The 25,925-nt window shown below is 38.7% G+C and carries 21 protein-coding genes; 13 read left to right on the top strand and 8 right to left on the bottom strand.

Annotated features, from left to right (window positions below; genetic code table 11):
* The first annotated feature begins 1 nt into the window (after nucleotide 1).
* The gene (locus JHD79_RS00985) at nucleotides 2-811 is read left to right on the top strand and encodes an alpha/beta hydrolase family protein (RefSeq protein WP_199117219.1); all 810 of its coding nucleotides are present in this window, start codon (nucleotides 2-4) and stop codon (nucleotides 809-811) included.
* A gap of 4 nt (nucleotides 812-815) precedes the next feature.
* A complete protein-coding gene (locus JHD79_RS00980) occupies nucleotides 816-2,681 on the top strand; it encodes a beta-N-acetylhexosaminidase (RefSeq protein WP_199117218.1) in 1,866 nt (621 codons plus the stop codon).
* Here JHD79_RS00980 and JHD79_RS00975 read toward each other — a convergent pair.
* On the bottom strand, nucleotides 2,678-3,892 hold the full coding sequence (locus JHD79_RS00975) for an ROK family transcriptional regulator (protein ID WP_199117217.1): 1,215 nt from the start codon (nucleotides 3,890-3,892) through the stop codon (nucleotides 2,678-2,680). The two genes, JHD79_RS00980 and JHD79_RS00975, sit on opposite strands and share 4 nt — an antisense overlap.
* A gap of 355 nt (nucleotides 3,893-4,247) precedes the next feature.
* On the opposite strand from JHD79_RS00975, the gene JHD79_RS00970 reads away from it, so the two are divergent.
* From JHD79_RS00970 to JHD79_RS00925, 10 genes are read left to right on the top strand one after another with little or no spacing between them, the layout of a single operon-like run.
* On the top strand, nucleotides 4,248-6,143 hold the full coding sequence (locus tag JHD79_RS00970) for an FAD-dependent oxidoreductase (protein ID WP_199117216.1): 1,896 nt from the start codon (nucleotides 4,248-4,250) through the stop codon (nucleotides 6,141-6,143).
* A 2-nt stretch (nucleotides 6,144-6,145) separates the two neighbouring features.
* Complete coding sequence (locus JHD79_RS00965) at nucleotides 6,146-9,325, top strand: TonB-dependent receptor (RefSeq protein WP_199117215.1); 3,180 nt, start codon at nucleotides 6,146-6,148, stop codon at nucleotides 9,323-9,325.
* A gap of 18 nt (nucleotides 9,326-9,343) precedes the next feature.
* Nucleotides 9,344-11,143, top strand: a complete 1,800-nt coding sequence (locus tag JHD79_RS00960; protein ID WP_233164508.1) for a RagB/SusD family nutrient uptake outer membrane protein — start codon at nucleotides 9,344-9,346, stop codon at nucleotides 11,141-11,143.
* A gap of 29 nt (nucleotides 11,144-11,172) precedes the next feature.
* Nucleotides 11,173-12,084, top strand: a complete 912-nt coding sequence (locus JHD79_RS00955) for a DUF5017 domain-containing protein (protein ID WP_199117214.1) — start codon at nucleotides 11,173-11,175, stop codon at nucleotides 12,082-12,084.
* Between the two features lie 40 nt (nucleotides 12,085-12,124).
* Nucleotides 12,125-13,513 carry a DUF5009 domain-containing protein gene (locus JHD79_RS00950; RefSeq protein ID WP_199117213.1) on the top strand — a complete coding sequence of 463 codons (1,389 nt, stop codon included), beginning with the start codon at nucleotides 12,125-12,127 and terminating at the stop codon, nucleotides 13,511-13,513.
* Between the two features lie 18 nt (nucleotides 13,514-13,531).
* Entirely contained in the window at nucleotides 13,532-14,845 is a 1,314-nt protein-coding gene (locus JHD79_RS00945) for an MFS transporter (protein WP_370583295.1), read from the top strand.
* Between the two features lie 4 nt (nucleotides 14,846-14,849).
* Entirely contained in the window at nucleotides 14,850-15,533 is a 684-nt protein-coding gene (locus tag JHD79_RS00940) for a GDSL-type esterase/lipase family protein (protein WP_199117212.1), read from the top strand.
* A 3-nt stretch (nucleotides 15,534-15,536) separates the two neighbouring features.
* Nucleotides 15,537-16,217, top strand: coding sequence for a GDSL-type esterase/lipase family protein (locus tag JHD79_RS00935; RefSeq protein WP_199117211.1), 681 nt, complete (start codon nucleotides 15,537-15,539; stop codon nucleotides 16,215-16,217).
* Nucleotides 16,214-17,146 (top strand): DUF4434 domain-containing protein, encoded by a 933-nt coding sequence (locus tag JHD79_RS00930; RefSeq protein WP_199117210.1) that lies wholly within the window; start codon nucleotides 16,214-16,216, stop codon nucleotides 17,144-17,146. Before JHD79_RS00935 ends, JHD79_RS00930 begins: the two co-directional genes overlap by 4 nt.
* Nucleotides 17,147-17,148: 2 nt before the next feature.
* Nucleotides 17,149-18,342 (top strand): AGE family epimerase/isomerase, encoded by a 1,194-nt coding sequence (locus tag JHD79_RS00925; protein ID WP_199117209.1) that lies wholly within the window; start codon nucleotides 17,149-17,151, stop codon nucleotides 18,340-18,342.
* A 35-nt stretch (nucleotides 18,343-18,377) separates the two neighbouring features.
* Here JHD79_RS00925 and JHD79_RS00920 read toward each other — a convergent pair whose 3' ends face one another.
* The gene (locus JHD79_RS00920) at nucleotides 18,378-19,697 is read right to left on the bottom strand and encodes a DUF6600 domain-containing protein (protein WP_199117208.1); all 1,320 of its coding nucleotides are present in this window, start codon (nucleotides 19,695-19,697) and stop codon (nucleotides 18,378-18,380) included.
* A gap of 259 nt (nucleotides 19,698-19,956) precedes the next feature.
* Here JHD79_RS00920 and JHD79_RS00915 point away from each other — a divergent pair, with 259 nt between their 5' ends.
* Nucleotides 19,957-20,670, top strand: a complete 714-nt coding sequence (locus JHD79_RS00915; protein ID WP_199117207.1) for an SAM-dependent methyltransferase — start codon at nucleotides 19,957-19,959, stop codon at nucleotides 20,668-20,670.
* A 1-nt stretch (nucleotide 20,671) separates the two neighbouring features.
* Here JHD79_RS00915 and JHD79_RS00910 read toward each other — a convergent pair whose 3' ends face one another.
* The 6 genes from JHD79_RS00910 to JHD79_RS00885 form a co-directional block, all read right to left on the bottom strand.
* Nucleotides 20,672-21,106, bottom strand: a complete 435-nt coding sequence (locus JHD79_RS00910) for a hypothetical protein (protein ID WP_199117206.1) — start codon at nucleotides 21,104-21,106, stop codon at nucleotides 20,672-20,674.
* A complete protein-coding gene (locus tag JHD79_RS00905; RefSeq protein WP_199117205.1) occupies nucleotides 21,096-21,464 on the bottom strand; it encodes a phage holin family protein in 369 nt (122 codons plus the stop codon). The genes JHD79_RS00910 and JHD79_RS00905 overlap by 11 nt, the downstream gene beginning before the upstream one ends.
* 25 nt (nucleotides 21,465-21,489) lie before the next feature.
* Nucleotides 21,490-21,756: a YtxH domain-containing protein gene (locus JHD79_RS00900; RefSeq protein ID WP_199117204.1), complete on the bottom strand. Its 267-nt coding sequence runs from the start codon at nucleotides 21,754-21,756 to the stop codon at nucleotides 21,490-21,492.
* Nucleotides 21,757-21,998: 242 nt separating this feature from the next.
* The gene (locus JHD79_RS00895; RefSeq protein WP_199117203.1) at nucleotides 21,999-23,441 is read right to left on the bottom strand and encodes a hybrid sensor histidine kinase/response regulator; all 1,443 of its coding nucleotides are present in this window, start codon (nucleotides 23,439-23,441) and stop codon (nucleotides 21,999-22,001) included.
* Between the two features lie 4 nt (nucleotides 23,442-23,445).
* Nucleotides 23,446-23,862, bottom strand: a complete 417-nt coding sequence (locus JHD79_RS00890) for a response regulator (RefSeq protein ID WP_199117202.1) — start codon at nucleotides 23,860-23,862, stop codon at nucleotides 23,446-23,448.
* Nucleotides 23,859-25,631 carry a PAS domain-containing protein gene (locus JHD79_RS00885; protein ID WP_199117201.1) on the bottom strand — a complete coding sequence of 591 codons (1,773 nt, stop codon included), beginning with the start codon at nucleotides 25,629-25,631 and terminating at the stop codon, nucleotides 23,859-23,861. The genes JHD79_RS00890 and JHD79_RS00885 overlap by 4 nt, the downstream gene beginning before the upstream one ends.
* Nucleotides 25,632-25,925 lie beyond the last annotated feature (294 nt).

The raw sequence follows: 25,925 nt of genomic DNA, 5'->3' as shown, positions 1-25,925 counted from the left end.
TATGCGTTTAGCCATCAGCTTATGCTTATTTTTTTTCTATCTGGGTGTAGGCAATGCCTATGCCCAAGATACCCTTACTATCTTTTCTAAGACTAACCTTAGGCAAACTGATTCAATATTGGTTTTTAGCCCTAAGACTATTCAAAAAGATAGAAAATATCCTGCTGTTTACCTTTTGCATGGACATTCTGCCAATTATAAAAGTTGGAGCAAATTGACCGATCTACAGGCATTGGCCAATCAATATGGATTTATTATCATTTGTCCAGATGGATTGAAGAAAAGTTGGTATCTCAACTCGCCAAAAGCAGATAGTTTACAATATGAAAGTTTCTTTTTAAAAGAGCTTATGCCCCATATAAGTAATAGATATGCGATAGATCCCAAAAATGTTTTTATAACAGGAGCAAGTATGGGTGGTTTCGGGGCCATGTGGCTGATGGTTAACCATCCCGACTTATTTGCCGGCGCGGGTAGTACTTCTGGCGTACTTAATCTTCGTTATTCGGCATTTCGAAAAACAACAATTGCTTATTTATTGGGAGAATATGATGATAAAAATCAACTGTATGATGACTATTCGCCCGTTAATAAGCTACAAAGCTTGCAAAAACTTAACAAGGCTTTAATTTTTGATACAGGAACCGAAGATTATCTCTATATCACAAGTAAACAGTTCAGGCAGAAATGTGACGAACTAAAAATTAAAGCAACCTATATTGCACAGCCGGGAGGGCATACCGGAGGCTATTGGAGCCAGTCTATTTTAAAACATTTTGAGTTTTTCTCAAACCATCTCGTAAAAAATTAGGGTGATGAAGAAATTATTAGGTTGTCTACTGCTAATAGTGGGACTAATCTTTGATCTAGAAGCGCAGGAGAACCATGCGCTTAACCTAATTCCGCAGCCCGCTTTTTTGAAAATGGGCAAGTCGGAGTTTAAGCTAAATAAAGGCACTACGTTGGTATTGCCAAAAAACAAAGCACATGCCGAAATAATAAGCAATTTTGCCGCGCAATTGTCTGGGGCTTTAAACTTGAAAATAGGTACGGTAAACATTGCGAAAAAGAACACGATCAGTTTTATGTCCAGTCCGGATTTATCCGTTGATTTGGGCAAGGAAGGCTATCGGCTGGACATCACTAAGGATAAGGTAGTAATTAGTGCGGCAGAACCCGCAGGGTGGTTCTATGCTTGGCAAACTTTATTGCAACTGGTGAGGATGGATATACAAGGACATCAAATGCCAGCATTACAGACATTAAATATTGTAGATCGTCCAAAATTTGCGTGGAGAGGATTAATGGTAGATGTGAGCAGACATTTCTTTGGTAAGGAGGTGTTGATGCGATACATTGACCAAATGGCCAAATATAAGCTGAATGTGCTACACCTGCATTTAACAGACAATCAGGGTTGGCGCATTGAAATTAAACAATTGCCGCAACTGACCAATATAGGGGCTTGGAGAGTACCCAGAACTGGGTATTGGAGAGATATGCCTGCTCCAGAGGAAGGTGAGGTAAGTACTTATGGTGGGTATTATTCGCAAGACGATATTAGGCAGATTATTGCTTTTGCCAACTCTAGATTTGTAGAGGTGATTCCCGAAGTTGATTTGCCGGGGCATAGTTTGGCTTTTGTGGCTGCTTATCCAGAAGTTTCCTGCACCAAGACACCACAAAAAGTATTAGCGGGCGATCCATGGAACCCGGGAAGAACAAATGTGCTTTGTGTAGGAAATGATTCGGTCTACGTTAAACTTGACCAGATCATCTCGGAAATAGCCACAATTTTTCCTTCAAAATACATTCATATTGGTGGGGATGAAGTGACGAGAAATTATTGGACTAACTGTAAGGTTTGCCAGGAAAGGATGCAAAAGGAGGGGCTAAAAAATGTAAGCGAATTACAGCGTTATTTTATTAATCGCGTGGCCAATATGGTTAAGGCGAAGGGAAAAACACCCATTAGTTGGTATGAAAACTTAGAGGGTGAGATAGATAAGGATATAGTACAGATGAGCTGGAAGGATAATAAAGGTGCTATAAAATCTTCTCTTGAAGGGAAAAAGGTTGTTTTAACGCCTGCCTTTTTTACTTATTTGGACTTTTATCAAGGAGATCCATATTTAGAAAATGCGCCATTTACCGTGAACCGGTTCAGTACAACCTATAAGTTTGAGGCCCTTCCACAAGGTATAGGACAAGAAAATGTATTGGGAGGACAAGGTAGTCTATGGACAGAACAGGTGCCTAATGAAAGAAAGTTACAGTTTATGACTTGGCCTCGGGGATTGGCTTTGGCAGAAAACTTATGGGCAGCAGCCCCTAAGGCTGCTTGGCCTGTTTTTGTGAAAAAGGTGGAGAGACAGCTGCCCTTGCTTGAGCAAGACAATGTTAATTATAGCACCTATTTCTACGATCCTATAGTGAGTGTGGTAAAAGGGGGTAGCGAAGAGGTGCTCATACAGGTAGAGACAGAGGTGCCGGGTCTTCAGGTCTATTATGCTTTTGACGACACAGACCCTGATCGTTTCTATCCCGAGTATCTTTCAAAGCCCATTGTTGTTCCAAAGGGAGCTAAGAACATTAGGCTCGTTACCTATAGAGGTAAGACACAGAAAAGCAGAATCGTTAGGCTGCCGATAACAGAACTCAAGAAAAGGGCTAAGTTTTAGGCAAGACCCAGTAGGCGGTTCCGTACCAATAAACAGGCGCCTATTACGCCAGCTTGTTCTCCTAGCTTTGACATTTTCAGGTGCGTGTCATTGTTTACTAAGCTAAGGGAGAACTTGTTTAATGCACTTTTAATCGGCAGTCGAATATATTCGCCTGTTTCTGCAAGACTTCCGCCTAGAATCACTAGCTCGGGGTTAAAGATATTGATGAGTACTGCAATGCCTTTGCCCAGTTTTTCGCCTACCTCGGCTACAAGCTCGATAGCTAACACATCGTCTTTGATTGCTGCTTCTATAATATCTGCTAATTTGATCTGATCGCTTGGCATTTGGGATAGGATGGATGATGATCCTTCGGCAAGTTTCTCTTTAAATTTGCGGACAAGCGCCCAACCAGAAACTTCGGTTTCCAGACAGCCCTTTTTACCACAGCTACAAATGATTTCATTATTAAAGAAAGGAATGTGCCCGAACTCTCCGGCAAAACCTGATTTTCCGTAATAAAGCTGGCTGTTGATCATAATACCAACCCCCATTCCATAATCCATATTGAGAAAAAGTACATTTTTTTCTTCGTGTACAACTCCTGCCGAGAACTCGCCAAAGGCCATGGCCCTAGAGTCGTTTTCCAGAAAAATACGGAGGCCCAGGTTATTCTCTAGGACACGGCTTAGCGGCTCTTCGTTAAAATGAAAGAAAGAATAACTATATCCCGTAGAGTAATTAATCCTCCCAGAAAGATTTAGGCCGGCACCAAGTATTTTTTCTTTCTTAATAGGAGATTCTTTTATAAAATTATTGATAAGATCACAAAGCTGATCTAAGGAATCCTTACTGTTACTAAGGGTATAGGGAATATTTGATTTGACATGCACCAAGTTTTTCTGAAGATCTGTTAGTCCTACATTGATGTGGGCATTTTTAACATCTATGCCTAAAAAATAACCAGATTCCATAACCAACCCATAGATATTAGGCTTTCTCCCTCCCCTAGACTGTAATTTTCCATAATCTTTTACCAGGCCTTCGGCTATTAAGTCGTTAAGTACATTATTGATTTTTGGGGTGCTAAGGCCTAGTTCTGCACAAAGATCTGCAATGGTACAATTCCCATTTTTACTAAAATAGGCAATAATGGCTTTTTTTAGCGTGATGTTCTTGTAGGCAACGCCAGATATATTCTCCTCACTTAGTTCATTGAAAAACGTCATCTTATTAAGAATTTTTAAAAATCTAGAATCAAAATTAAAATAATATATCGGTTGACCTACTAAATCATTAAAGTATTCTGTTTTTTCTGTTTTTTCCTGAAGGCTTAATGTTAAAAAAATTAAAAAAATCTTCATACTTATTAATAATTTTAAAAAAGTATTTATATTTACCCTGCAAACAACCTCCAAACTAATGAGAAAAAGATTCCTTTACTGTTTGTTCCTAACGGAATATGCTTCATTATCTACTTATAAATCGCTATCGTTCAACAAATCATCAAGCCTTCTATGGTTACCATAGAAAGTATTGTAATCGCCGTACTTACTACTCATTGTATAAAGCAAATAACCAGATATGAATAGAATATTTACTAAATCCTTTCTTTTTAGCCTTGTGTTGGTATGTTTCGCTACCATTTCAATGGCGCAAACAAACTACAAGACAGATGTAATCATTATTGGGGGCGGGGCCAGTGGAACAACTGCTGCTATCCAGTCTGCCAGAATGGGTGTTAAAACTTTAGTTATTGAAGAAACCGAATGGCTAGGGGGAATGCTGACTTCGGCGGGGGTTTCGGCCATAGATGGGAACCACAATATGCCTTCGGGTTTATGGGGCGAATTTAGACAGCATCTGTATGATTATTATGGGGGTCCAAAAGCAGTGGAAACAGGTTGGGTGAGCAATACCCTTTTTGAGCCTTCTTATGGTAATAAAACTTTAAAAGCCATGGCTCAGCAGCCAAATCTAAGTGTTTGGTACAGAAGTAGCCTGTTGGGGCTGAGCAAGCATGGAAAAGTGTGGCAGGTTGAAGTTAACGCTAAGGGTAAAAAGCAGATCGTAGAAGCTAAGATTGTAATTGATGCTACGGAATTGGGCGATGTAATGGCCCGCTTAAAAATACCTTATCGCGTAGGGATGGACAGTCGCTATGATACAGGAGAAAGTTTTGCTCCAGAAAAGGCCAATAACATTATCCAGGATCTAACCTATGTGGTTGTTTTGAAAGATTTTGGACCAAACGCCAATAAGACTATTAAAAAGCCAGAGGGCTATGACCCGAAAGAATTCGATTGCTGTTGCGATGTTGCAGATCCTGCTTCGCATGACCAGACTCCCAAAATAGATTGTAGCCAGATGATTACTTATGGCAAGTTGCCCAATAATAAGTATATGATCAACTGGCCAAAATGTGGGAATGATATTTATCTGAACATTATTGAAATGTCGGAAAGTGAACGTCAGCAAGCTTTGAAAAAAGCAAAATTACATAGCTTAAGGTTCATTTATCATTTACAGACCAAATTAGGGTTTAAAAATTTGGGTATTGCAGATGACGAGTTTCCAACGGCAGATCGTTTGCCAATGATCCCATACCACCGCGAATCCCGTCGTTTAGATGGTCAAGTAACACTTACATTAAATGATGTAACTTCTCCATATACCCAAAAAACGGCATTATACAGAACGGGTATCGCAGTAGGAGATTATACTATAGATCACCATCATCTTAAAAACCCTGATGCTCCTCAGATAGACTTTGTAAAGATAAAAGTGCCTTCCTATAATATTCCTTTAGGTGCACTGGTGCCCAAAAATGTGGATGGAATTATCGTAGCAGAGAAGAGTATTAGTGTAACCAACATTGTAGCTGGTGCAAGCCGCTTACAGCCCGTAGTTTTAGGTATTGGACAAGCTGCAGGAGCTTTGGCTGCAACGGCCGTACTCAGCAATACTGAGCCAAGAGAAATTGAGATCAGGGCCGTGCAAAATGCATTATTGGAAAGTAATGCCTACCTCATGCCATTTATCGATGTTAAACCAACAGATCCTTCTTTCAAGACTATACAAAAAATAGGAGCTACAGGTATTTTAAAAGGTACAGGTATTTCCTATAAATGGGCTAACCAAACGTGGTTTTATCCAGAGCTGCCTATCAATGAGTGGGAATTGATTAATGGCCTCAAGTCATTTTATGAATCGTTTGCAGAGATGCATCCTTCGGGCAACATGGTCAATACCCATTTTGCAGCAAGGACAATTTCGGCCATTGCCAAGAAAGAAATCAGTACAGGGCAATTGCTATCCTATTTGAAACAACATGAGTTTAATGGGGTAAATGAGCAAACAAGCTTAAGCAGAAGAATGCTGGCTCATCTTATTGAACATTACCTGAATCCATTTGAGCAACGCATAGATTTTACAGGAAAAATTAAAAAACAATCTAACAACCTAACAAATAATAATTAACCATGAAGAAACGATTTTCAAAAAGAAAAGGAAGATTTCTCGCCTTGCTGGCTTTATTGCTGCTCACTTTTTCTACGGCCATTATGGCGCAAACAAAAGTGAGTGGAACGGTAAGCGACGATCAGGGCGAAATGCTTACAGGCGTTAGTGTTTTGATCAAAAACACTAAAATTAGCACTTCCACCAATCAGGAAGGCAGGTTCCAGATTACCTTGCCTGCGGGTTCAAATACCTTAGTGTTTAGCTATCTGGGCTATGAAACAAAAGAGGTACTGGTGACTGGTGGGGAGATAAAGGTAAGTTTAAGATCAAGTATATCTACCTTAAATGATGTTGTAGTAATTGGCTACGGTACTTCAACTAAAAAAGACCTAACGGGATCAGTGGGTACGGTTAGCATATCTGATCTGCAGAAAGCACCCGTGAAGTCGTTTGATGAAGCCCTAGCTGGTCGTGTTGCGGGAGTACAAGTAACTTCAAGTGAAGGGCAGCCTGGTTCTAGTATCAATATTGTAGTTCGGGGAAATAATTCGGTGACTCAAAGTAATTATCCTCTTGTAGTAATCGATGGAATTATTTTTGAAGATCCAAATAACATGTCGGTTAACCCGCTGAATACTATAGATCCAAATGATATTGAATCCATTAGTATCTTAAAAGATGCTTCTTCTACGGCTATTTATGGAGCCAGAGGATCGAATGGCGTGGTTATGGTAACCACTAAAAGGGGTAAGGAAGGCGCTCCTACCATTACTTACAATGGCTATTATGGACTACAGGAAAATAAAAAAAGGGTAGAAACATTAAGTCCTTATGAGTTTGTAAAACTGCAAAATGAAATAGATCCCGTAAGAACAAAGAACCTTTATTTCGTCAATAATATGACTTTAGACAATTATGTAGGTTTAAAGGGAATTAATTGGGAAGATGAAGTAACTCGTGTAGCGCCTATGCAAAATCATTACCTTAACTTGATGGGCGGTAATAAGAAAACAAAGTATAGTGCTTCCCTATCTTATAATGGACAGGATGGTATTTTGTTAAATTCTGGTTTTAATCGCTTACAAGGTAAATTTTCTTTGGATCAGGAAGTTTCTGACCGACTAAAAGTGGGATTAACGGCTACCTATTCTGGGGTTAAAAACTATGGTAGCCCAACTTCTACTGGTAATTTTAGTAATGAGATCAACTTACTTTTCAGTGTTTGGGCATTTAGGCCATTGATAGTAAATCCAAACCTTAATTTGTTAGACCTTGCTAATGACCCTGAAGTTGAACAAGGGAGCAATTTTACTTTTAATCCGGTGTTAACAGTTAAGAATGAACTAAGGGAAAACTCTGGAGATAATTTGACCACAAATGGATTTTTGGAATATCGTATATTGAAAGATCTTAAGTTTAAAACCTCAATTAGCTTAAACAAAGGCACTAGGAGATACGATGTATTTAACGGGTCGATGTCTAGAAGTGGTATTGCAGGCAACTACCTGGTAAATGGTAGTCAAACCTACTTTAACTCTAGTACATGGCAAAGCTTTAATACGCTTAGTTATGCCAAAAGATTAAATAAAAATAACTATTTTGATGTAATGGGTGGTTTTACCTTGGAAGAAAGTACAAGCTCTTCTTTTGGGGCAACCGCAGTGCTATTGCCAAATGAAAGTTTAGGATTGAGTGGTTTGGATGAAGGAAATCCACTTAGCATAACCTCATTAACATCTAAGTCGGCAATGGCCAGTTTTATTGGAAGAGCCAATTATAAGCTATTTGATCGTTATTTATTCACTGCGACATTCAGGGCCGACGGTTCTTCTCGTTTCTTGGGCAAGAATGTGTGGGGATATTTCCCATCTGGAGCATTTGCTTGGCAAATCAATAACGAAAGTTTCATGAAAAACATCAAGTCTATTTCCAATGCTAAACTGCGTGTTTCTTATGGTAGTACAGGTAATAATGGTGTAAGTAATTTTGCTGCCCATCCGGCACTTAGCTTTGCTAATCCAGATGGTTCGTATACACCAAATAACTACCCGAGCTATACCTTTGGTGGTGCAGATAGCAAAGGCTTAGTATATTCTTCTTTGGGAAATGCCGATCTAAGATGGGAAGTGACCAAACAAATCGATATGGGTTTGGATCTGGGTTTTCTTAAGCAACGTCTTACTTTAGAAGTAGATTTATATAGAAAGAGAACGGAAAAATTATTATTAAATGCACCTATGTCTCCAAGCACAGGCTACAATAGGGTGTTTAAAAATATAGGTAAAGTACAAAACCAAGGTTTGGAGATCACTTTGGGCGCTACACCCATTGCTACCAAGAATTTTACATGGACAAGTTCTTTTAACATTGCCTTTAATCGTAATAAGGTGCTAGGATTGACTGATAATCAGTTGTATATGACTACTGCACAGGGATGGGGCGATGATTGGAAGAATATTCCAGGCTACATAGCTAAAATAGGACAGCCCATTGCCCAATTTTATGGTTTAGTTTATGCGGGTACTTACAAATATGAAGATTTTGACTTATTGGGAGGTGTGTACACCTTGAAAGATAATGTGCCTTCCAATGGCGGTTCAAGGGCGAATGTTAAGCCTGGAGATGTGAAATATATTGATCTGGATGGCGATTTGCAGATTACAGAGGCTGATAAAACGGTTATTGGAGACCCAAATCCGGTACATATAGGAGGTTTCTCTAACAATTTTAGCTACAAAGGGTTTGATTTGGGAATTTTCTTTCAATGGTCATATGGTAACGATATCATCAATGCCAACCGTATCATGTTCGAATCTTCTTATAAATATGGCTATAACCAATATGCCACTTATGCTGATAGGTGGTCGGCAGAAAATCCTACTTCTGATATACCAGGTGTAGCGGCAGGAAAGGGATCATCCCTAAAGGCCTATTCTACACGGATTATTGAAGATGGCTCTTTCTTGAGATTAAAGACCGTTTCTCTAGGCTATACTCTTCCTTCTTCTTGGCTGCAAAAGTCAAAAGTCTTTAGAACAGGAAGGGTATATGTTGCAGCGCAAAACCTGTATACCTGGACTAAGTACTCAGGTTATGATCCTGAAGTTTCGGTAAGGAACAGTGCCTTGACTCCAGGTTTTGACTATTCTGCCTACCCTAGAGCGCGTACGATCACCTTTGGTATTAACACAACTTTTTAATCATATTAATTTGATAAAATGATGAAACGTATTTTAATTCTATTATTTATTTCGGTAATCACACTGAGTTCTTGTAAAAAGTTCTTAGAAATAGCCCCTACCGATTCATTGGCACCGGCCAATTATTACAATACAGAAGCAGACATTAATGCAGCACTAACGGGTGTATACGATGTTCTAGGTAAAAGCGCCACGTATGGTAGGAACTTTTATTTTGAAATGGATGTGGCAGATGATGCATTTATTGCACTATCCTCATGGACACAAGATATAGGTTTGTACAATTACAATCCTTCCGATACAAAGCTTACCGATGCTTGGACTACCTTGTATAACGGTATCAATAGGGCTAATATGCTTCTGGAAAATATCGACAAAGCGACGATGGATGCTACAAAGAAAAATGCGGCCAAAGGAGAAGCTTTATTTTTAAGAGCCTATTATTATTTCATTTTGACTAGTAACTGGGGTAATGTTCCGCTGCGTTTAAATGCAACAAAATCTCCATCTGATGTGAACTTTGCCAACACGCCATATAAAACCATTTACGCACAAATTGTAAGTGATATGGAAAAAGCCGCAGATATGGTAAATCCAATTGCCAACTATACCTACGGTAGTCGTGTTACTAAATCTGTAGTTTGGGGAATTTTGGCACGTGTTAACCTTAAAATGGCCGGAGCTCCACTGAATGATGCTTCTCGCTATGCAGAAGTGGTCAAGTGGGCAGAAAAAGTGAAAACTGCAGGCCATAGCCTAAATCCAAGTTATTCACAAGTATTTATTAATATGTGCCAAGATAAATACGATACCAAAGAAGTGATTTGGGAAGTGGAATTTAACAAAAAGAATGGGACACAAGAAGAAGAAGGTTCCTTAGGTTCTATCAATGGTATTGGCGCAAATGCAACTATAGGTTATAGCTATGGTGCAAAACACGCTACAGAAAGATACTACAATAGTTTTGAAGACGGCGATTTAAGAAGAGACTGGAATATTAGTCCTTATTACTACGGTACAGATAATTCTCGAATAGGGTATGGGCCAACTCAAATCTATAATCGTTATGATGCTAAATGGCGCCGTGAATATGAAACAGCTACACCCAAATTCAATGGTACCACGAGCATTAACTTTCCCTTGTTAAGATATGCCGATGTATTGTTAATGCTGGCCGAAGCCGAAAACGAAATAAATAATGTCCCGACAACTAAGGCTTTCGATGCCGTCAACGAAGTTCGTCGTCGTGCTTTTGGAAAGACTTTAGTTAATTTCGAATTGGTAAAATCTATCAGTGTTACGGCCGGCGGAAGTGGGTACACAGCTGCTCCAACAGTCACAATCAGTGGTGGTGGCGGAACAGGAGCTAAAGCTACGGCTGTAATTGCTTCAAATAGGGTTTCGGCGGTGTATATTACCGATATGGGCACTGGCTATACCTCTGCACCGACTGTCACTTTCTCTGGAGGTGCAGGAACAGGGGCCACAGCAACTGCCGTACTTACCAATACACAAACGGCCAACCATGATTTGACTTTAGCAAATACGGCTACAAAAGATGATTTCCGTGCAGCAGTGAGAAAAGAAAGATCTTTAGAGCTGGGCTATGAAGGCTTAAGAAGATTTGACCTGATCCGTTGGGGACAGTTTTATTCGACGATGAAGAGCATCGCGAATGAAATTTCAACAACAGCTCCTTCTGCTTATACTTATGCTGCAAAATCAGGGCAAAATGTTTCCGAAAAAGATACCTTGTTTGCCATTCCTGCAGCAGAACTAAGTTTAAACAAATTGATTATTCCGAATAAAGGTTGGTAATATATTATTAACCGTAAAAAAATATTGTCATGAATAAATTAAAATATATACTTGGCCTGCTATTAATTCCGGCGATATATGCCTGTAAAAAAAATGCACCTGATGAGCCAACATTTAATGTGAGCATAGCAAAAACAGAATATAATGTAGCAGATTCTGTTGAATTTCAAATAGAAGGTTATGCAGATGTAATAGGTTTTTACTCTGGAGAAGTTGGTAAAGAGTATAGATATAGAAATAGGTTAGAATCAAATGATGGGAAATTACATTTAAATATTTCTACCCAAGTTTTATATGGTACACAGACCAATAATCTAAGTCTTTTATACTCTACCGATTTTGATAATCTATATACTGTAGATGGCATCAATAAGGCTACCTGGACGGATATTACCAATCGCTTTACTTTATCTTCAGCTGCCGCAGGGGCAGTAGGTGTGGTTACGGCCTCTAGTGATGTAGATCTTTCTGATCTGCCTGTTTCTGGAAAGCCGATTTTCTTCGCATGGAGATGGATAGGACAAGCAAGTACCACTGCAGCGTTGGGTGGTAGAACATGGAGAGTGCCTGCTTTTAACCTTACCAATAAAACGATAAATGGGGCTTCGGTAATTGCTAATGTAACGTCGGCCGGTTGGCTTGCTATTGATGTTAAAAATACGGCCAACAAATGGACTATACAGACAACCACTCCCTTTCTATATTTTGCACCAAACAGTACGCTAAACGAATCTGAAGATTGGGCGGTAAGTAGGGCCTTATTTCCCAGTAAAGTTAGTCCTGACTTGGGTATGGGCATAAAAGCTTATACCGATAGAATGAAAAACTATAAATATAAGTTTAATCAGTCTGGTACTTATACGGTAACATTTGTGGGAAAAAATGGCTTAAATGGAAACATCAAAGAAACGGTAAAAGAGTTAACCATTACAATAAAATAAGTGTTTGCAGGGAGAAATACCCTGCAAATCTTTAAAAAATATGAACAAACGTTTAAATAGTCTGGATGCTTTTAGGGGATTAGCTATCCTTTGCATGGTACTCTCAAGCAGCATTGCCTTTGGCGATATTCTGCCGGCTTGGATGTTCCATGCGCAAACACCACCACCAACCCATGCTTTCAACCCAGCTATTCCGGGAATTACCTGGGTAGATCTTGTATTCCCATTTTTCCTTTTTTCAATGGGTGCTGCCATCCCTTTGGCTTTGCATAAAAAAGTGGATGAGCTGCCTTTTTATCGAATTTTTATACAATTATTTAGCAGAATGGTCCTTTTGGCACTTTTTGCTATTTTTACCTTTCATGCCCGAGCTTGGGTGATGGAAAAAGAACCTTCTTTAATAACCTATATTACTTCTATTACCGGCTTTGCCTGTTTATTCTTAATGTATGGTAATTGGACTGCATTTGTCAAAAAACAAAAAGCAATAGCCATCAAGCTTTTTGGTCTTTTAGTTGCTATTGGTTTCCTATGTTTTTACTCCTTTTCTTATGGTAAATTTAGTTTAAATAAGAGCGATATCATCATTATTGTATTGGCTAATATGGCCTTTTTTGGAGGCCTCATTTGGTATTTTACACGTCATCAACCATTGTGGAGAATAGCCATTCTTCCTTTTGTAATGGCTGTTTTCCTTGCTTCTAAAGAAGAAGGAAGTATTAATCATTTGCTTTTTAACTGGACGCCTGTTGACTGGTTGTACAAATTTTATTATCTGAAATACCTATTTATCATTATTCCAGGAACGTTTGCTGGCGAATGGTTTATTAAAGAGAGTAAAATTAAGAATGGAAAGGTAGTGCCCAAAAAAGTAATGCTTTCTATAGCGGTTATTGCAAGCGCTTTGGTAGCCATCAATCTATGGGGGCTATTTTCTAGGGCCTTAGAGATAAACCTGCTGCTTAACCTTATTGGTTGTGCTAGCCTGCTACTGCTTTCGAGGCAGGTGAAAGAAAACAGTGTACTTATTAACAAAATGGTTACCGTTGGTGCTTATCTATTGTTATTGGGTTTATTTTTTGAGGCCTATGAAGGTGGTATTAAAAAAGATTATTCAACCTACAGTTACTACTTTGTGTGTAGTGGCCTTTCGTTCTTAACGCTACTGTCATTTAGTTTGGTTGAAAAACTAGGTTATTTAAAACCGATCATAGGATTTTTGGCTAGCAATGGCAAGAACCCAATGATCGCCTATACTGCTGGCAATCTATTGCTTATTCCTTTACTCAAAATAACTACACTTTCTGGTCAGCTAGATGCCATGAACACAAGTGCCTTCATTGGTTTTGCAAGAGGTATTATTTTCACAGGTATAGTTGCAATGGTTACTGTATTTTTTACACGCATTAAATTTTTCTGGAAAACCTAAAACAAAAAAATACACACAGTGGATCAAACAAAAACTAAAAACATCAATCCAATTTTTTGGATACCCAGTACATGGTTTGCCATGGGCTTACCCAATTTAGTGTTGGGAGGAACTTTGCTTTCGCTATTGTATAAAAACATGGGTTTCTCCGATACCCAAATAACCGTATACACTGGTATAATTATTTTGCCTTGGAGCTTTAAACCGCTGTGGGGGCCTTTTATGGAGTTATATAAAACCAAAAAGTTTTATATCTACATCTCTCAAATACTTTGTGGTTTGCTGTTTGCCATTGCTGCCGGCCTGTTGTTCTTAGATAATTTCTTCGCATCATCGGTTATTGTCTTTTTATTAATTGCTTTTTTAGGGGCTACTCAAGACATCGCTGCCGACGGCTTATACCTGCAATCGCTAAGCAATAAGCAGCAAGCTCAATACGTAGGCTGGCAAGGTACATTTTACAATTTTGCCAAGTTGTTTTCAAATGGTGGTATGGTGTTTTTAGTAGGAGTACTTATTCCCCTGTACGGAAATACAAAAGCTTGGGCTGTTATTTTATTAGTTTATGCTGCGGTAATGTTTTTACTGGGCTTATATAACAAGAAATTTTTACCACAAACACAAGCGCAAGTTTCGGTGCAAACCACGGCCCAGGTTTGGCAAACTTTAAGTGATGTGATCACTAGCTTTTTTAGGAAGAAACACATTTGGTTTGGTATTTTATTTATCATTTTATATCGATTTGCGGAGGGGCAGGCGATCAAGATCATGCCGCTATTTTTCAAAGCGACAAAATCAGTAGGTGGTTTAGAACTTAGCGAAGCCGTTTTAGGGATGCTTACGGGTATTTACGGCACCATTGCATTTGTTCTAGGTTCTTTAGCTGCGGGGTATTTTGTATCAAACAAAGGCTTAACTCGAAAAACATTATTAATGCTATGTGCCTTTTTCAATCTGCCATTTATTACTTATGCTTATTTGGCATTTACGCAAACCGATAACTTATTCATTATTGGTAGCGCTGTGGCTATTGAGCATTTTGGCTATGGCTTTGGTTTTATAGGCATAATCCTTTTTATTATGCAACAAATTGCTCCTGGAAAGTATCAAATGGCACATTATGCTTTTGGTAGCGCCATCACCTATTTCGGGTATACCTTGGCCAGCATGATCAGTGGCTACATCAGCGATTATTTGGGGTACAAACATTTTTTTATCTGGGTATTGATTGCCACCATACCAGCTTTTATAGCCACATGGATAGTGCCCTTAAAAAAAACTGAAGAAGAAACTCCCGGAGATGATAATAAAGGAGAATTGATTAAAAAATAATGAGATGAAAGTGTTAAAGTTGATATGTACAGCTTGTTTAATAGCCTTGGCAAGCTTAACAAATGCCCAAGAAGCTGCCCCAATAGATAGCAGCTATATCAATGGGCATTATACGCAAAGGCTTGATTTTTTCAGGAAAATGCCTAACCGTAAAGGGGAGATTGTTTTTGTGGGCAATAGCATCACAGAGGGGGGGAAATGGCAGGAACTGTTTCCCAAAAAGAAGGTTATTAACCGAGGTATCAGCGGTGATGTTACTTATGGCATACTGGCCCGCCTAGATGAAGTGTTGGAATCAAAGCCGGCAAGAATATTCTTGCTAAGTGGCGTAAATGATATGAAGCGTGGCATTTCGAATGATGTCATCCTTCAAAACTTCAAGAGGATGATGGTTATGGTAAAAACGCAATCACCAAAAACAAAGTTATACATGCAAAGCGTACTTCCGGTTAACGAGGCAATGCTCCCGTCTATTTATGCCCAAGTGAAAAATAGCAAAATAAACGATTTGAACCAGAAATTAGAGGCACTATGTAAAGAAATGAATGTATCCTACATCAACCTGCATCCGGCTTTGGCAGATGAAAAGGGAAGCTTGAGGAAAGAGTGGAGCATCGACGGCCTGCACCTGCGTCAAGCATCCTATGTGTATTGGGCCAATGAACTTAAACGACTGAAAGTGATATAAACCATGAAAAAATTAAGTCTAATCATCATCACATCTGCACTTTTCGGCGTTAGCCAAGCACAAAGCGTTAAAATAGACAGCAGTTATGCCAACTGGTACTACCAGCAGCGGATGGAATATTTTGATAAAACCCCTGTTCCAAAAAATGCCATTGTTTTTTTAGGCAACAGCATTACCGAAAGGGCCGAGTGGCAAGAATTATTGGCCGACAGTAAATACCCAGTGGTAAACAGGGGCATTGGAGGAGATAACTCATTTGGCATTTTAGCACGAATGGATGAAATTTTGAAAGCGAAGCCAAAAGCCATTTATTTAATGGACGGTATCAACGATCAGTTCAGAAAGCTTCCTCACGAAGTCAGTATCTATAACTATCGTCGCATTATCAGAAAAATAAAACAGCAATCGCCTAAAACAAAAATCTACCTGGAAAGCGCACTACCTATTAATGAAGAGATGACAAAAGAGGCTTATACCAAAGATAGAAATGTATTAGTGCCCGCCCTTAATCGAAAACTCGAAGCCTTAGCTGCCGAAGAAGGGGTGGTCTATATTAACATCTGTCCATTGTTTCAAGATGAAAATGGAGTGTTAAAGAAAGAATTTACAATGGATGGTATACATCTTAAGGCAAGCGCCTATATAAATTGGGTAAAATTTTTAAAGGATAAACAATATTTATGAGAATAACGGGAACTTTTATTGATGAGATTTCTCATGATATTCCTCACCAAAATTGGGGAAAAGAGGAATGGGCTAAGGATTTTGCACATATGAAAGCAATGGGGATTGATACGGTGATCCTTATTAGAAGTGGTTATAGGAGGTTTATCACCTATCCTTCTGTGTACCTTCAGGATAAGTTTGGCTGTTATGCGCCACCCATTGATTTGGTAGCGCTGTTTTTGGAGTTGGCCGATCAATATGGAATGAAATTCTATTTTGGTTTGTATGATAGCGGACATTATTGGGATACGGGGAATTTACAGCATGAAATTGATGCCAACAGATATGTGATAGATGAAGTGTGGTCCAAATATGGACATTATCAAAGTTTTGGTGGGTGGTATTTGAGTATGGAGATCAGCCGTCGTACCAAGGGAGCTACCGAGGCTTTTAATACACTGGGCTTACAGTGCAAAGGGGTAAGCAATAACTTGCCAACTTTTATCTCTCCATGGATTGATGGTAAAAAAGCAGTAATGGCTGCTTCGGCAGAATTGGCAAAAGAAAATGCCGTTTCATTAAAAGAACATGAAGCAGAATGGTCGGAAATCTTCTCCGGACTAAAAGGATCCATAGATGCGGTGGCTTTTCAGGATGGTCATGTAGATTATCATGAACTTCAAGATTTTTTCGAAATAAATAAAAAGATGGCCGACCAATTTGGCCTTCAATGCTGGACTAATGCAGAAAGTTTCGACCGAGATATGCCCATCAAATTTTTACCGATCAAGTTCGAAAAACTAAGATTGAAGCTTGAAGCAGCAAGGAAGGCCGGCTATGATAAGGCCATAACTTTTGAATTCTCTCATTTTATGAGCCCTCAGTCAGCTTACATTCAGGCACATCATCTTTACAACAGATACCAGGAATACGCAAAGCAATTTTAAATATGAAGACCTATATAGATATATACAGAAATGAACTTCTAAACGAGATCATTCCTTTTTGGAGCAAGAATTCGTTGGATAAAGATGCAGGAGGATATTTTACCTGTTTAGATGCAACAGGTAAAGTGTTTGATACGGATAAGTTTGCCTGGCTTCAAGGTAGGCAAATATGGACTTACTCCATGTTGTTCGATAAGGTGGAAAACCTTCAGGAATGGTTAGATATAGCCGAACTAGGGGCTTCATTTATGAGAACCAACGGAAGGGACGAACATGGAGATTGGTATTTTTCTTTTACCAAGAGGGGAAAACCTTTGGTACAACCTTATAATATTTTTTCTGATTGTTTTGCCGCAATGGGCTTTGGGGCCTTGTGCAAGATTAACCAACGTGATGAAGATGCAGCTATTGCACTACAAACATTTAACAGAATATTGCAGCGTAGAGATTCTCCGAAGGGAAAATACGCTAAAGCTTTTCCTGGCACCAGAGAATTAAAGAACTTCTCCTTGCCAATGATACTTTGCAACCTGTCTTTGGAATTGGAACATTTGTTGGATAAATCGACAATAGATGGACTAATAGAGGAAGTCTTACATGAAGTAATGTCTGTCTTTTATCAACCCAGTTCAGGACTGATCCTCGAGAATGTCCATCATGATGGCAGTTTTTCTGATTCCTTTGAGGGTAGAGTAGTTAATCCGGGCCATATTATAGAGGCCATGTGGTTTATTATGGATTTAGCGGTAAGAAGAAATGATGGAGAATTGATTAATAAAGCGTTAGAGATTGCTTTTACCGCATTGGAATTTGGTTGGGATAAACGATACGAAGGCATTCTATATTTTAAAGATATTAAGGGGCACCCGGTACAGCAGTTGGAATGGGATCAAAAATTATGGTGGGTACACGTGGAAGCCTTGGTGACCATGGCTAAAGGTTATGCCCTTACCCAAAATGAAAAATGTGCAGAATGGTTTGAAAAATTGCACCAATATACTTGGAAGCATTTTAGGGATGGAGAGAATGGTGGGGAATGGTTTGGTTATTTGAATAGGCGTGGTGAAGTTTATCTACCTTTAAAAGGTGGTAAATGGAAAGGATGTTTCCATATACCGAGAGCTTTATACCAGGTTTATCATACCCTTGAACATGTAGAAGAACAGGCAAAACTCTTCAATGTAGATTCAAAATAAAATAGAAAAGGTAGCCATAAGCTACCTTTTCTATTTTAACCCCTGCCGGGTCTACCAGTACTTTCTCCTCTACTGCTTCTACTCTCGCCGCTACCGCTTGATGAAGATCGGCCGCTGCCTGAAGATTGTTCAACACGCTCTGGTCGTTGTTGAGGTTGGCTACGTTCTGTCCTTTCCATTCGTTGTGGAGGAGCAGAAGGCTGACTTCTACCTTCAGTAGAACGTTGTTGAGGTTGCTGTTGCGGTCTGTTTGCTCTTTCTTGTTGAACAGGAGCATTTGTTGTATGCTCTCTACCATTCGAACTGCGGTCATTCATTGGGTTTTGAGTTGAATTGTCTCTGGTTCTTCCAAAAACACCTCTATCTCTCTCCGTTGTTTGAGGGTTGTCCACCCTGCTTTCTCGGTTAGGTACGGAGCCTGTAGTGGTCTCACGTCCCCTAGATGGAGCAGTAACGGTACCATTGCTATTTCTTTCTTCTCTGCCCATATTGCCTGGATAACTGCCGTTTGTATTGCCTCTTTCACTACGGCTGTTTGTAGCAGGATTTCTTTCAATTCTATCTCTAGTTACACTTCCTTGTACCACTTGTCTAGGCCCTACATTGGCATTGTCATTTCCTCTAGTTGGACGAGGCGTATATATATTCACGCTATTGTTTTCAATTCTGCTTGCGCCAGCCCTATTGCTTCTGGACATATTATACACTGTTACGTTTTGGTTTGTTGCCCTTCTAATATCTTCTGCCCTTGGTCCAGTATAATACGTTCTGTTATTGCGTACATAAGTATTATTAATAATGATTGTATTTTGAATATATACTCTGTTTCTACCGCTGTAATAACGAGGATAGCTATTATAATAGATGTCTCTTTGGGGAATAAAATTCCAGCAAAAATCGGGAACGGCATAGCCTCTACCTATATTGATATTGATGCTGATGCTTGGTCCAAGTGGAGCCCATCCATAATAACCGCCACCACTTCTCCAACTTACCCAGGCAGGTCCCCAAACTGTATCTGGAAGCCATATCCATCTGTTATATCTGTTGTAGATCCAACGGCCATAGTGGAATGGCGCCCAGCCCCAATCGTAATTGGAGACCCAAGTATTCCCATATTCTGTCATGGCCCAACGGCCATTTGTGTAATAGGGCCTAAATTCATCCTGGTCAACATCTGGCCTCCATACATATCCGTATTCGGGATCTTTAATCCAAGTGCCATACGGCGACAATTCATCATAGAATGTTTGTAAAGAAACATCATCATATTGCGCCACCGCTTTTTGAGTAGCACCGGTGAGTAGGAGAAAAAGTCCTAATGCTACTGCCGGAAATTTGATTAAGCTTTTCATGTTCTGTGTGTTTTAAAATTTATAATTAACCTAACACTTATATGCTATCAATTTGAGCACCAATTTGTGTTAAATAGCGTTAAAGCCACAAGAATTTGCGTGTTTGTGATATTTAACGTATGTTTCGAACATAAAGTGTAGCGTTTTTGTCCTAGAATGTGTTATATATTAGTCAATAATGGAACTAAATTTGCTACATGACCAAACAAACAAAACACTTTGCTGTTTTATGGTGTTTTTACAAATTTTAATTTGAGTAATGCAAAAAGGTATACTTTTCCTCATTCCGGTTCCATTGGCAGATCATGCCGCCCATAAATCTTTTACCCCTTTTCTGGTAGAAACAATTAATACCCTTAATACCTATATTGTTGAGAATGAAAAAACAGCACGAAGGTTTTTAAAAGAAGCGGGACTTAAAACTCCACAGAGCGAATTACTTATCCACGATTATGGCAAGCATAAAAGAGGAAATAGCCTCATGCCGTTTTTTAAGGAACTAAATTCAGGGCTAAACGTAGGATTGATGAGCGAAGCCGGATGTCCAGGTGTAGCTGATCCAGGAGCCGATATTGTTGCTGAAGCTCACAGAAAGGGGATCAGGGTAGTTCCATTGGTTGGTCCCAATGCAATGTTGCAAGCGCTGATGTCATCTGGCTTTAGTGGTCAAAGTTATGCCTTTACAGGTTATTTGCCTATAGATAAGGCAGAAAGAGCAAAGAGGATAAAAGACCTGGAGCAATTATCACAACGATACAAGCAGACGCAGCTGTTCATGGAAACGCCTTTCAGGAATAATCACTTACTTGAAGATATTCTGAAAAATTGCCAGCCCTCTACCTTGTTGTGTATAGCCAGTAATATTAACGGCGAAGAAGAGTTTATCAAGACCTTGCCAATTGGTTTATGGCAAAAGGAAAAGGTAGATCTACATAAAAAACCTACCGTATTCTTGTTATTTAAAGATCGCTAGCTTAATAGGTCTCACTATCTGGTGGGATGCCATAATCTACAAACTTATCCTTGTTTTTTTTGGATGGAGCAAAGAATGATTTGATATGGTGAAAAATTCCCGTTAAATTTTCGGCATCTAACGATTTGCCCATTTTGCTAGAGACTAATGCAGCTATACCTTTTGTTAAAAATCCAGAACCCCTAAAAAGAGTTTTGTTTAAGATAAAAGGAAGTACAAAAGACATGATCTTACCACTGATATTTGTCTTTTCATCAATCTTAAACAGGCTATTTGGAGTAAGGTAATTTTTAATCAGGCCGAAGGGAGATAGATGCTTGATATAAGTTTTAACATCAGCCTTCAACTGAACCTCTTTCAACTGATAATCAGCTTTTAGGCGGCTTGTTTCTAAATGTAGATCTGCTAAGGATGTGATATTTCTTCTATTCTTCATCGCTATCGGCTGTTTTATCGAAATATTTTTTGATGAACATGTTGATCAATATTTTTTCGATGTATTTATCCTTTGTTAAATAAACGATAATAGACAAAAATAAATAGATGCCAGCTACACAGCCAAAACCAGCCACATAACTTCCGAATGTTTGTGAAAGGAAAATGGCAAGTGTTATGGTACCCAATAAAAATGCCAATACAAAGCAAACTATTACAACGGTGTTGGTAATTAAGTCTGCAAATAATTTAGAAGCCTTTTCTACCGACGACAAATGAATATACTCCAGTCGGGTATCGACATAACTCTTTGCGTCTAAGATAATGTCTTCAATGCTTTTTTCTTTTTTTTCTTCCATTATCGTTTATTAAATTACGGTAAAACTATACGTGTTCTACTTCATCAGAATACTCATCTTCAACATCACGCAGTTTACCTTTTATTGTACTTACTACTTTATCTTTTAGACCATTAAGATTATTGATTTCGTCTGCTGCTCTTTCCTTAATGGAGTCTCCTAGATCTTTTAATGATTGACTGAGTTTATCTCTTGTGTCGCTACCTTTTTCAGGTGCAAATAATAGACCTAAGGCTGCACCTGCGGCTAAACCAGCTAATAAAGCAACTACGACTTTTGAATTATCGCTCATGATATAAAGTTTTATGTTTAAAAATTAAATTCGTCCAAATATATTTTAATTATAACCTTTGGCCTATTACAATTGTTTTAAGTATTTGTTATTTTTTAACAAGTGTTCAATGCCTATTGGAGTACCCCAATATATAGAAAAAAGCCCTAAAACAAACAACAATGCGAACATTGTTGAACGTTTATAGGGATAAGCATCTGATGGCCAGAAGTTAGTAACGACTGATTTTAAATTTCAGAAGCTTAGTCTATTGGAAGTTGAACGACGAAAAGGCTGCCAGAAGATTGTGGTTTAAATTGGATGGTGCCGTTATGCGCCAACACTGTTCTTTCGGCTTCTGTAAGACCAAGACCTTCGGCATCTTTTTTGGTCGTAAAAAAGGGCTGGAAAATCTTGCTTTCAAATTCTTTTTCAATTCCTTTACCATTATCTTCTATCAGGATAGAATAATAACCACTGTCGTTAATTGTACTAATATTTAACACTTTCGGATAATGTTCCATTGCTTCAACAGCGTTGTTCAATATATTAACCAGTGCTTTTTTAATTTGTTTCCTGTCAATAGAGATAGAAAGATCGGTAGGTAGAATATCTTTTTGGAGATTGATATGATGGCCTAATAACAAATCATTTATTTCTGCAATAGCTTCATTAATTACCTGATTAATATTTGTCTTTTGTAGGCTTATAGGTTTATTTTCTGTGCTGGCAATAAAATTCTTGGTCAGTTGGTTAATGCTATCACAATTACTTTTAATGATTTCCAGATTGGCCTGAATGGTTTCATTATAAACAAGGGTTTCGTCTGTAGCCAGCTCGTGCAAGACCAGGTTTATGGTAGAAAGTGGATTTCTTATTTCTTCTGCAAAGCCTTTGGCAATATGTTCGGAAATGGAAATTTTACTTTCGTGTATTGATTTTGTTTCCTGATTTCTACGATGGGTAAGGTCATGGATAATGGTGTGGTAAACCTCTACCATGTTTTGTGGATCGATCTGTAGAAAAGATGAAAGACTACAAAAATAAACCTGGCCACTATGAGAAACCATTTCACACTCAAAATCGCTAACGGCGCCTTTGGTTTCTAGCTGTTGTATAAAATTATCACGGTCTTCCTGGGTGAAAAATAGGCTTCTGTCATTAATATCCAACACGTCTTTGATGTGGTATCCAAAAAAGTTTAAGCCGGCTTTATTGATATCATGTATCTTGCCGGTATAGTCAGAAATTAATATGGGATCTTTGGCCTTGTCAAAAATGATCTTAAATTTGTTTTCACTCTCTTTTAAGGCTTTCAGGGTTTCGCTTTGCTTTAATGCATAACGTAGCGTTCGATCGAGCGAATCGGAATCTATTTTATCCTTGACCAGATAGTCGGCAGCACCAATATTCATGGCCTGCTCATCAATCAAATAATCGCCTTTTCCGGTTAGAATGATAATTGGTTCTTTTATGCCTGATAAGATGGCTTCGTTCAACAGGTCTACACCCGTATGCTTACCTAGCCTATAGTCGACCAAGTAGATATCATATTGCCTTTTTAAAACGGCATTAATCCCTTTCTCGAAATTGTCGATCCAAAACAATTCATACCTTTCCCCTTTGGGAATTCGATTAAAAATATCTTTGGTGATGATATAATCATCTTCATCATCATCAATTAATAAGACCCTTATTTTATCCATATGTTCAATGAATATGTAGCCAGTTGTTAGTTATCGAGTTAGTAATGTCTACTAAGTCTTTAAATGACGATGGCTTGGTAAAAAACTCATTTGCCCCTAATTTCATCACAGAATCGATGTCATCCTTATTCTTTGTGGTAGATAGCACAATTAAGGGAATATCTTTTGTCCTTGGATTATCTCTAAGCTCTATAATAACGCTTCTGCCATCAAAAACGGGCATGTTTAAGTCAATTAAAATGAGATTAGGCATTTGATCTGCTAATAATAGCTGCTTGATATGGTCCATCAGGAGCTTCCCATTCTCTAAAAATTTAATAGCAGTTTGGTTAATCTCTGAAAAGGCATCCTTAAGCATCAATGCATCATCAGGATCATCTTCTGCGATGAGAATAATGGGTGTATTCATTATTTCTGTCATGAGATAGCGTTATGTTTTATGGGTAAAATGATAAAAAATGAGGAGCCTTCTCCTTCAATGCTTTTTGCAAATATAAAACCTGAATGGTTATCTACAATTTTTTTACAGATGGCTAGACCTATACCTGTACCCTTATATTCTGCCCTTGAGTGTAGACGTTGAAACAAATCAAATATTTTTCCAGCGTAACTTTCATCAAAGCCAATACCGTTATCGGTAATCTGAATGACGCAATACCACTGATTTTGCACTGCAGCAGAGATTTGCAACGTACTGCCGAGTACCGTTTTTGAACTAATATTTATGATAGGGGGCACATTAGGTCTCATAAACTTAAGCGAGTTGCTCAATATATTCTGAAAAACTTGTGCAAGCTGCGGCGCAATACCTTCTACCTGTCCTTGTATAGCTAAGTCAACAGTGGCATGGTTGTTTTCAATGGTATAATCAAGATCTGCCAATACCTTTGTAATAAGGTCATTCAGGTTAACGGGGGTGAAATGTTTGGCTTCCCTAGCTGCCCTAGAAAAGGCCAGTAGGTCATCGATCAAAGTTTGCATTCTTTCTGCGGCATTCTGCATCCGTTCAATATAATCTTGACCCTCTACATCTATACTGTCTCCAAATCTTGTTTTTAACCTTTCTCCAAATGCCCTGATCTTTCTCAAAGGTTCCTGTAAATCGTGAGAGGCTACATAGGCGAACTGCTCCAGGTCTTTGTTGGACACATTTAGCTCATTTATCTTTTCCTCAAGTTTTCTTTCTGTTTCTTTGAGCAAGGTTACATCTTGGGTATTGCCTAAATAAGAATATCCATTACCTACTTCATTCTCTTTAAATTTTGCGGTAGTAGAAACATACCTTATTTCTCCACTTGGACGGACTATTCTATAACCTACCGTGAAAGAAGCCCTGTTTTTTCTGGCTGTGGAAAACTGTAACCTTACCTCGTTTATGTCATCTTCATAAATGAAAGACAAGTAGGTATGGAGGTTAACGATAACAGAGTGAGGTAGGTAGCCATGTATATTGTACATTTCATCCGACCAAAAAACCAGCTCATCGCCAGAATTCCATTCCCAACTTCCATTATGTGAAACGGCTTCAGCTTCCCTGAGCAGGGTTTCATTTTTACGTAATTTTAAGGTGGCCTCCTTTAGTTGGGTGATATCCTGCACAGTGCCTATCAGCTTATGTTCCTTTCCATAATAATAGCCCTGTCCAAGCACATATTTCCTTACGCCGTTGGGTTGTAAAATTTGGTATTCTGCAGCAAAGTGTGTTTTGTTGATTACTGCATTTGAAAGCTCCTTGTTTACTTTTTTCTTGTATTCTGGGGCAATAACCTGTTCGTTTATGGCATGTGTAGGCTGAAAAGAAAAATCGTTAAAACCATAAATTTTGTAAAGTTCATCAGACCATTTGTAGGAATTGGTCTTAATGTTTAGCTCCCAACTTCCTAAATGAGATATTCTTTCTGCATTTGCCAATAGGTCTTCTCTTTCAGATAGGTTGGCAGCAATAGCCTGTTTTTCTCTAATTTCTACATCTAGCTTGGCAATCATCCGCTGTTCGTTTCGTACGGTTTCTACATAATTGAGCACAATACCAACCAAAGGCACAATATAACTGATAAAACGTAGGTAATGCGCTGCATTGAAGTAGGAATCGAAGGCTTGACTGCTTAAGGCCATAAATAACTGGGCCAAGAATAAGGGAGCAATGCTCAACACCAAAAGCTTCGAAAAAACGCCATGAAATCTCTGCATGAATTTTGGCAGATAAAAAGCAGCCCATACAAACAAAAATACCAAGGGCAAAAAAGATAAAATGTCTATTTGAACCATTTGATCAAATACAATTTTGTCTCTTAGAATTAAATCGGTATTTGAGATGAGCAGAATACAGGCTATGCACGAAAGAACACTTACTATAGCAGTTCTTAGAATAATTTTGGTTTTTTGTTCATTTGTTCTCAGGTTTTTATCTTTTTTGCCCTTGGTATTTTTGTTTGTATGGGCTGCTGTCTCTTATACACATCTGACGCTGCCGACGATCGAGCC

Origin of the sequence: Pedobacter sp. ASV28, assembly GCF_016428855.1 — a bacterium.
Taxonomy (GTDB): domain Bacteria; phylum Bacteroidota; class Bacteroidia; order Sphingobacteriales; family Sphingobacteriaceae; genus Pedobacter.
This window is presented reverse-complemented; position numbering and strand designations above follow the sequence as displayed.

Bases quoted from the DNA above. Each gene is read 5' to 3' on its own strand.
- JHD79_RS00900 (WP_199117204.1), bottom strand. From the start codon at position 21,756: ATGAGCGATAATTCAAAAGTCGTAGTTGCTTTATTAGCTGGTTTAGCC.
- JHD79_RS00930 (WP_199117210.1), top strand. From the start codon at position 16,214: ATGAGAATAACGGGAACTTTTATTGATGAGATTTCTCATGATATTCCT.
- JHD79_RS00925 (WP_199117209.1), top strand. From the start codon at position 17,149: ATGAAGACCTATATAGATATATACAGAAATGAACTTCTAAACGAGATC.
- JHD79_RS00920 (WP_199117208.1), bottom strand. From the start codon at position 19,697: ATGAAAAGCTTAATCAAATTTCCGGCAGTAGCATTAGGACTTTTTCTC.
- JHD79_RS00915 (WP_199117207.1), top strand. From the start codon at position 19,957: ATGCAAAAAGGTATACTTTTCCTCATTCCGGTTCCATTGGCAGATCAT.
- JHD79_RS00960 (WP_233164508.1), top strand. From the start codon at position 9,344: ATGATGAAACGTATTTTAATTCTATTATTTATTTCGGTAATCACACTG.
- JHD79_RS00890 (WP_199117202.1), bottom strand. From the start codon at position 23,862: ATGACAGAAATAATGAATACACCCATTATTCTCATCGCAGAAGATGAT.
- JHD79_RS00885 (WP_199117201.1), bottom strand. From the start codon at position 25,631: ATGCAGAGATTTCATGGCGTTTTTTCGAAGCTTTTGGTGTTGAGCATT.
- JHD79_RS00950 (WP_199117213.1), top strand. From the start codon at position 12,125: ATGAACAAACGTTTAAATAGTCTGGATGCTTTTAGGGGATTAGCTATC.
- JHD79_RS00940 (WP_199117212.1), top strand. From the start codon at position 14,850: ATGAAAGTGTTAAAGTTGATATGTACAGCTTGTTTAATAGCCTTGGCA.
- JHD79_RS00975 (WP_199117217.1), bottom strand. From the start codon at position 3,892: ATGACGTTTTTCAATGAACTAAGTGAGGAGAATATATCTGGCGTTGCC.
- JHD79_RS00965 (WP_199117215.1), top strand. From the start codon at position 6,146: ATGAAGAAACGATTTTCAAAAAGAAAAGGAAGATTTCTCGCCTTGCTG.
- JHD79_RS00905 (WP_199117205.1), bottom strand. From the start codon at position 21,464: ATGGAAGAAAAAAAAGAAAAAAGCATTGAAGACATTATCTTAGACGCA.
- JHD79_RS00985 (WP_199117219.1), top strand. From the start codon at position 2: ATGCGTTTAGCCATCAGCTTATGCTTATTTTTTTTCTATCTGGGTGTA.
- JHD79_RS00980 (WP_199117218.1), top strand. From the start codon at position 816: ATGAAGAAATTATTAGGTTGTCTACTGCTAATAGTGGGACTAATCTTT.
- JHD79_RS00970 (WP_199117216.1), top strand. From the start codon at position 4,248: ATGAATAGAATATTTACTAAATCCTTTCTTTTTAGCCTTGTGTTGGTA.
- JHD79_RS00895 (WP_199117203.1), bottom strand. From the start codon at position 23,441: ATGGATAAAATAAGGGTCTTATTAATTGATGATGATGAAGATGATTAT.
- JHD79_RS00935 (WP_199117211.1), top strand. From the start codon at position 15,537: ATGAAAAAATTAAGTCTAATCATCATCACATCTGCACTTTTCGGCGTT.
- JHD79_RS00955 (WP_199117214.1), top strand. From the start codon at position 11,173: ATGAATAAATTAAAATATATACTTGGCCTGCTATTAATTCCGGCGATA.
- JHD79_RS00910 (WP_199117206.1), bottom strand. From the start codon at position 21,106: ATGAAGAATAGAAGAAATATCACATCCTTAGCAGATCTACATTTAGAA.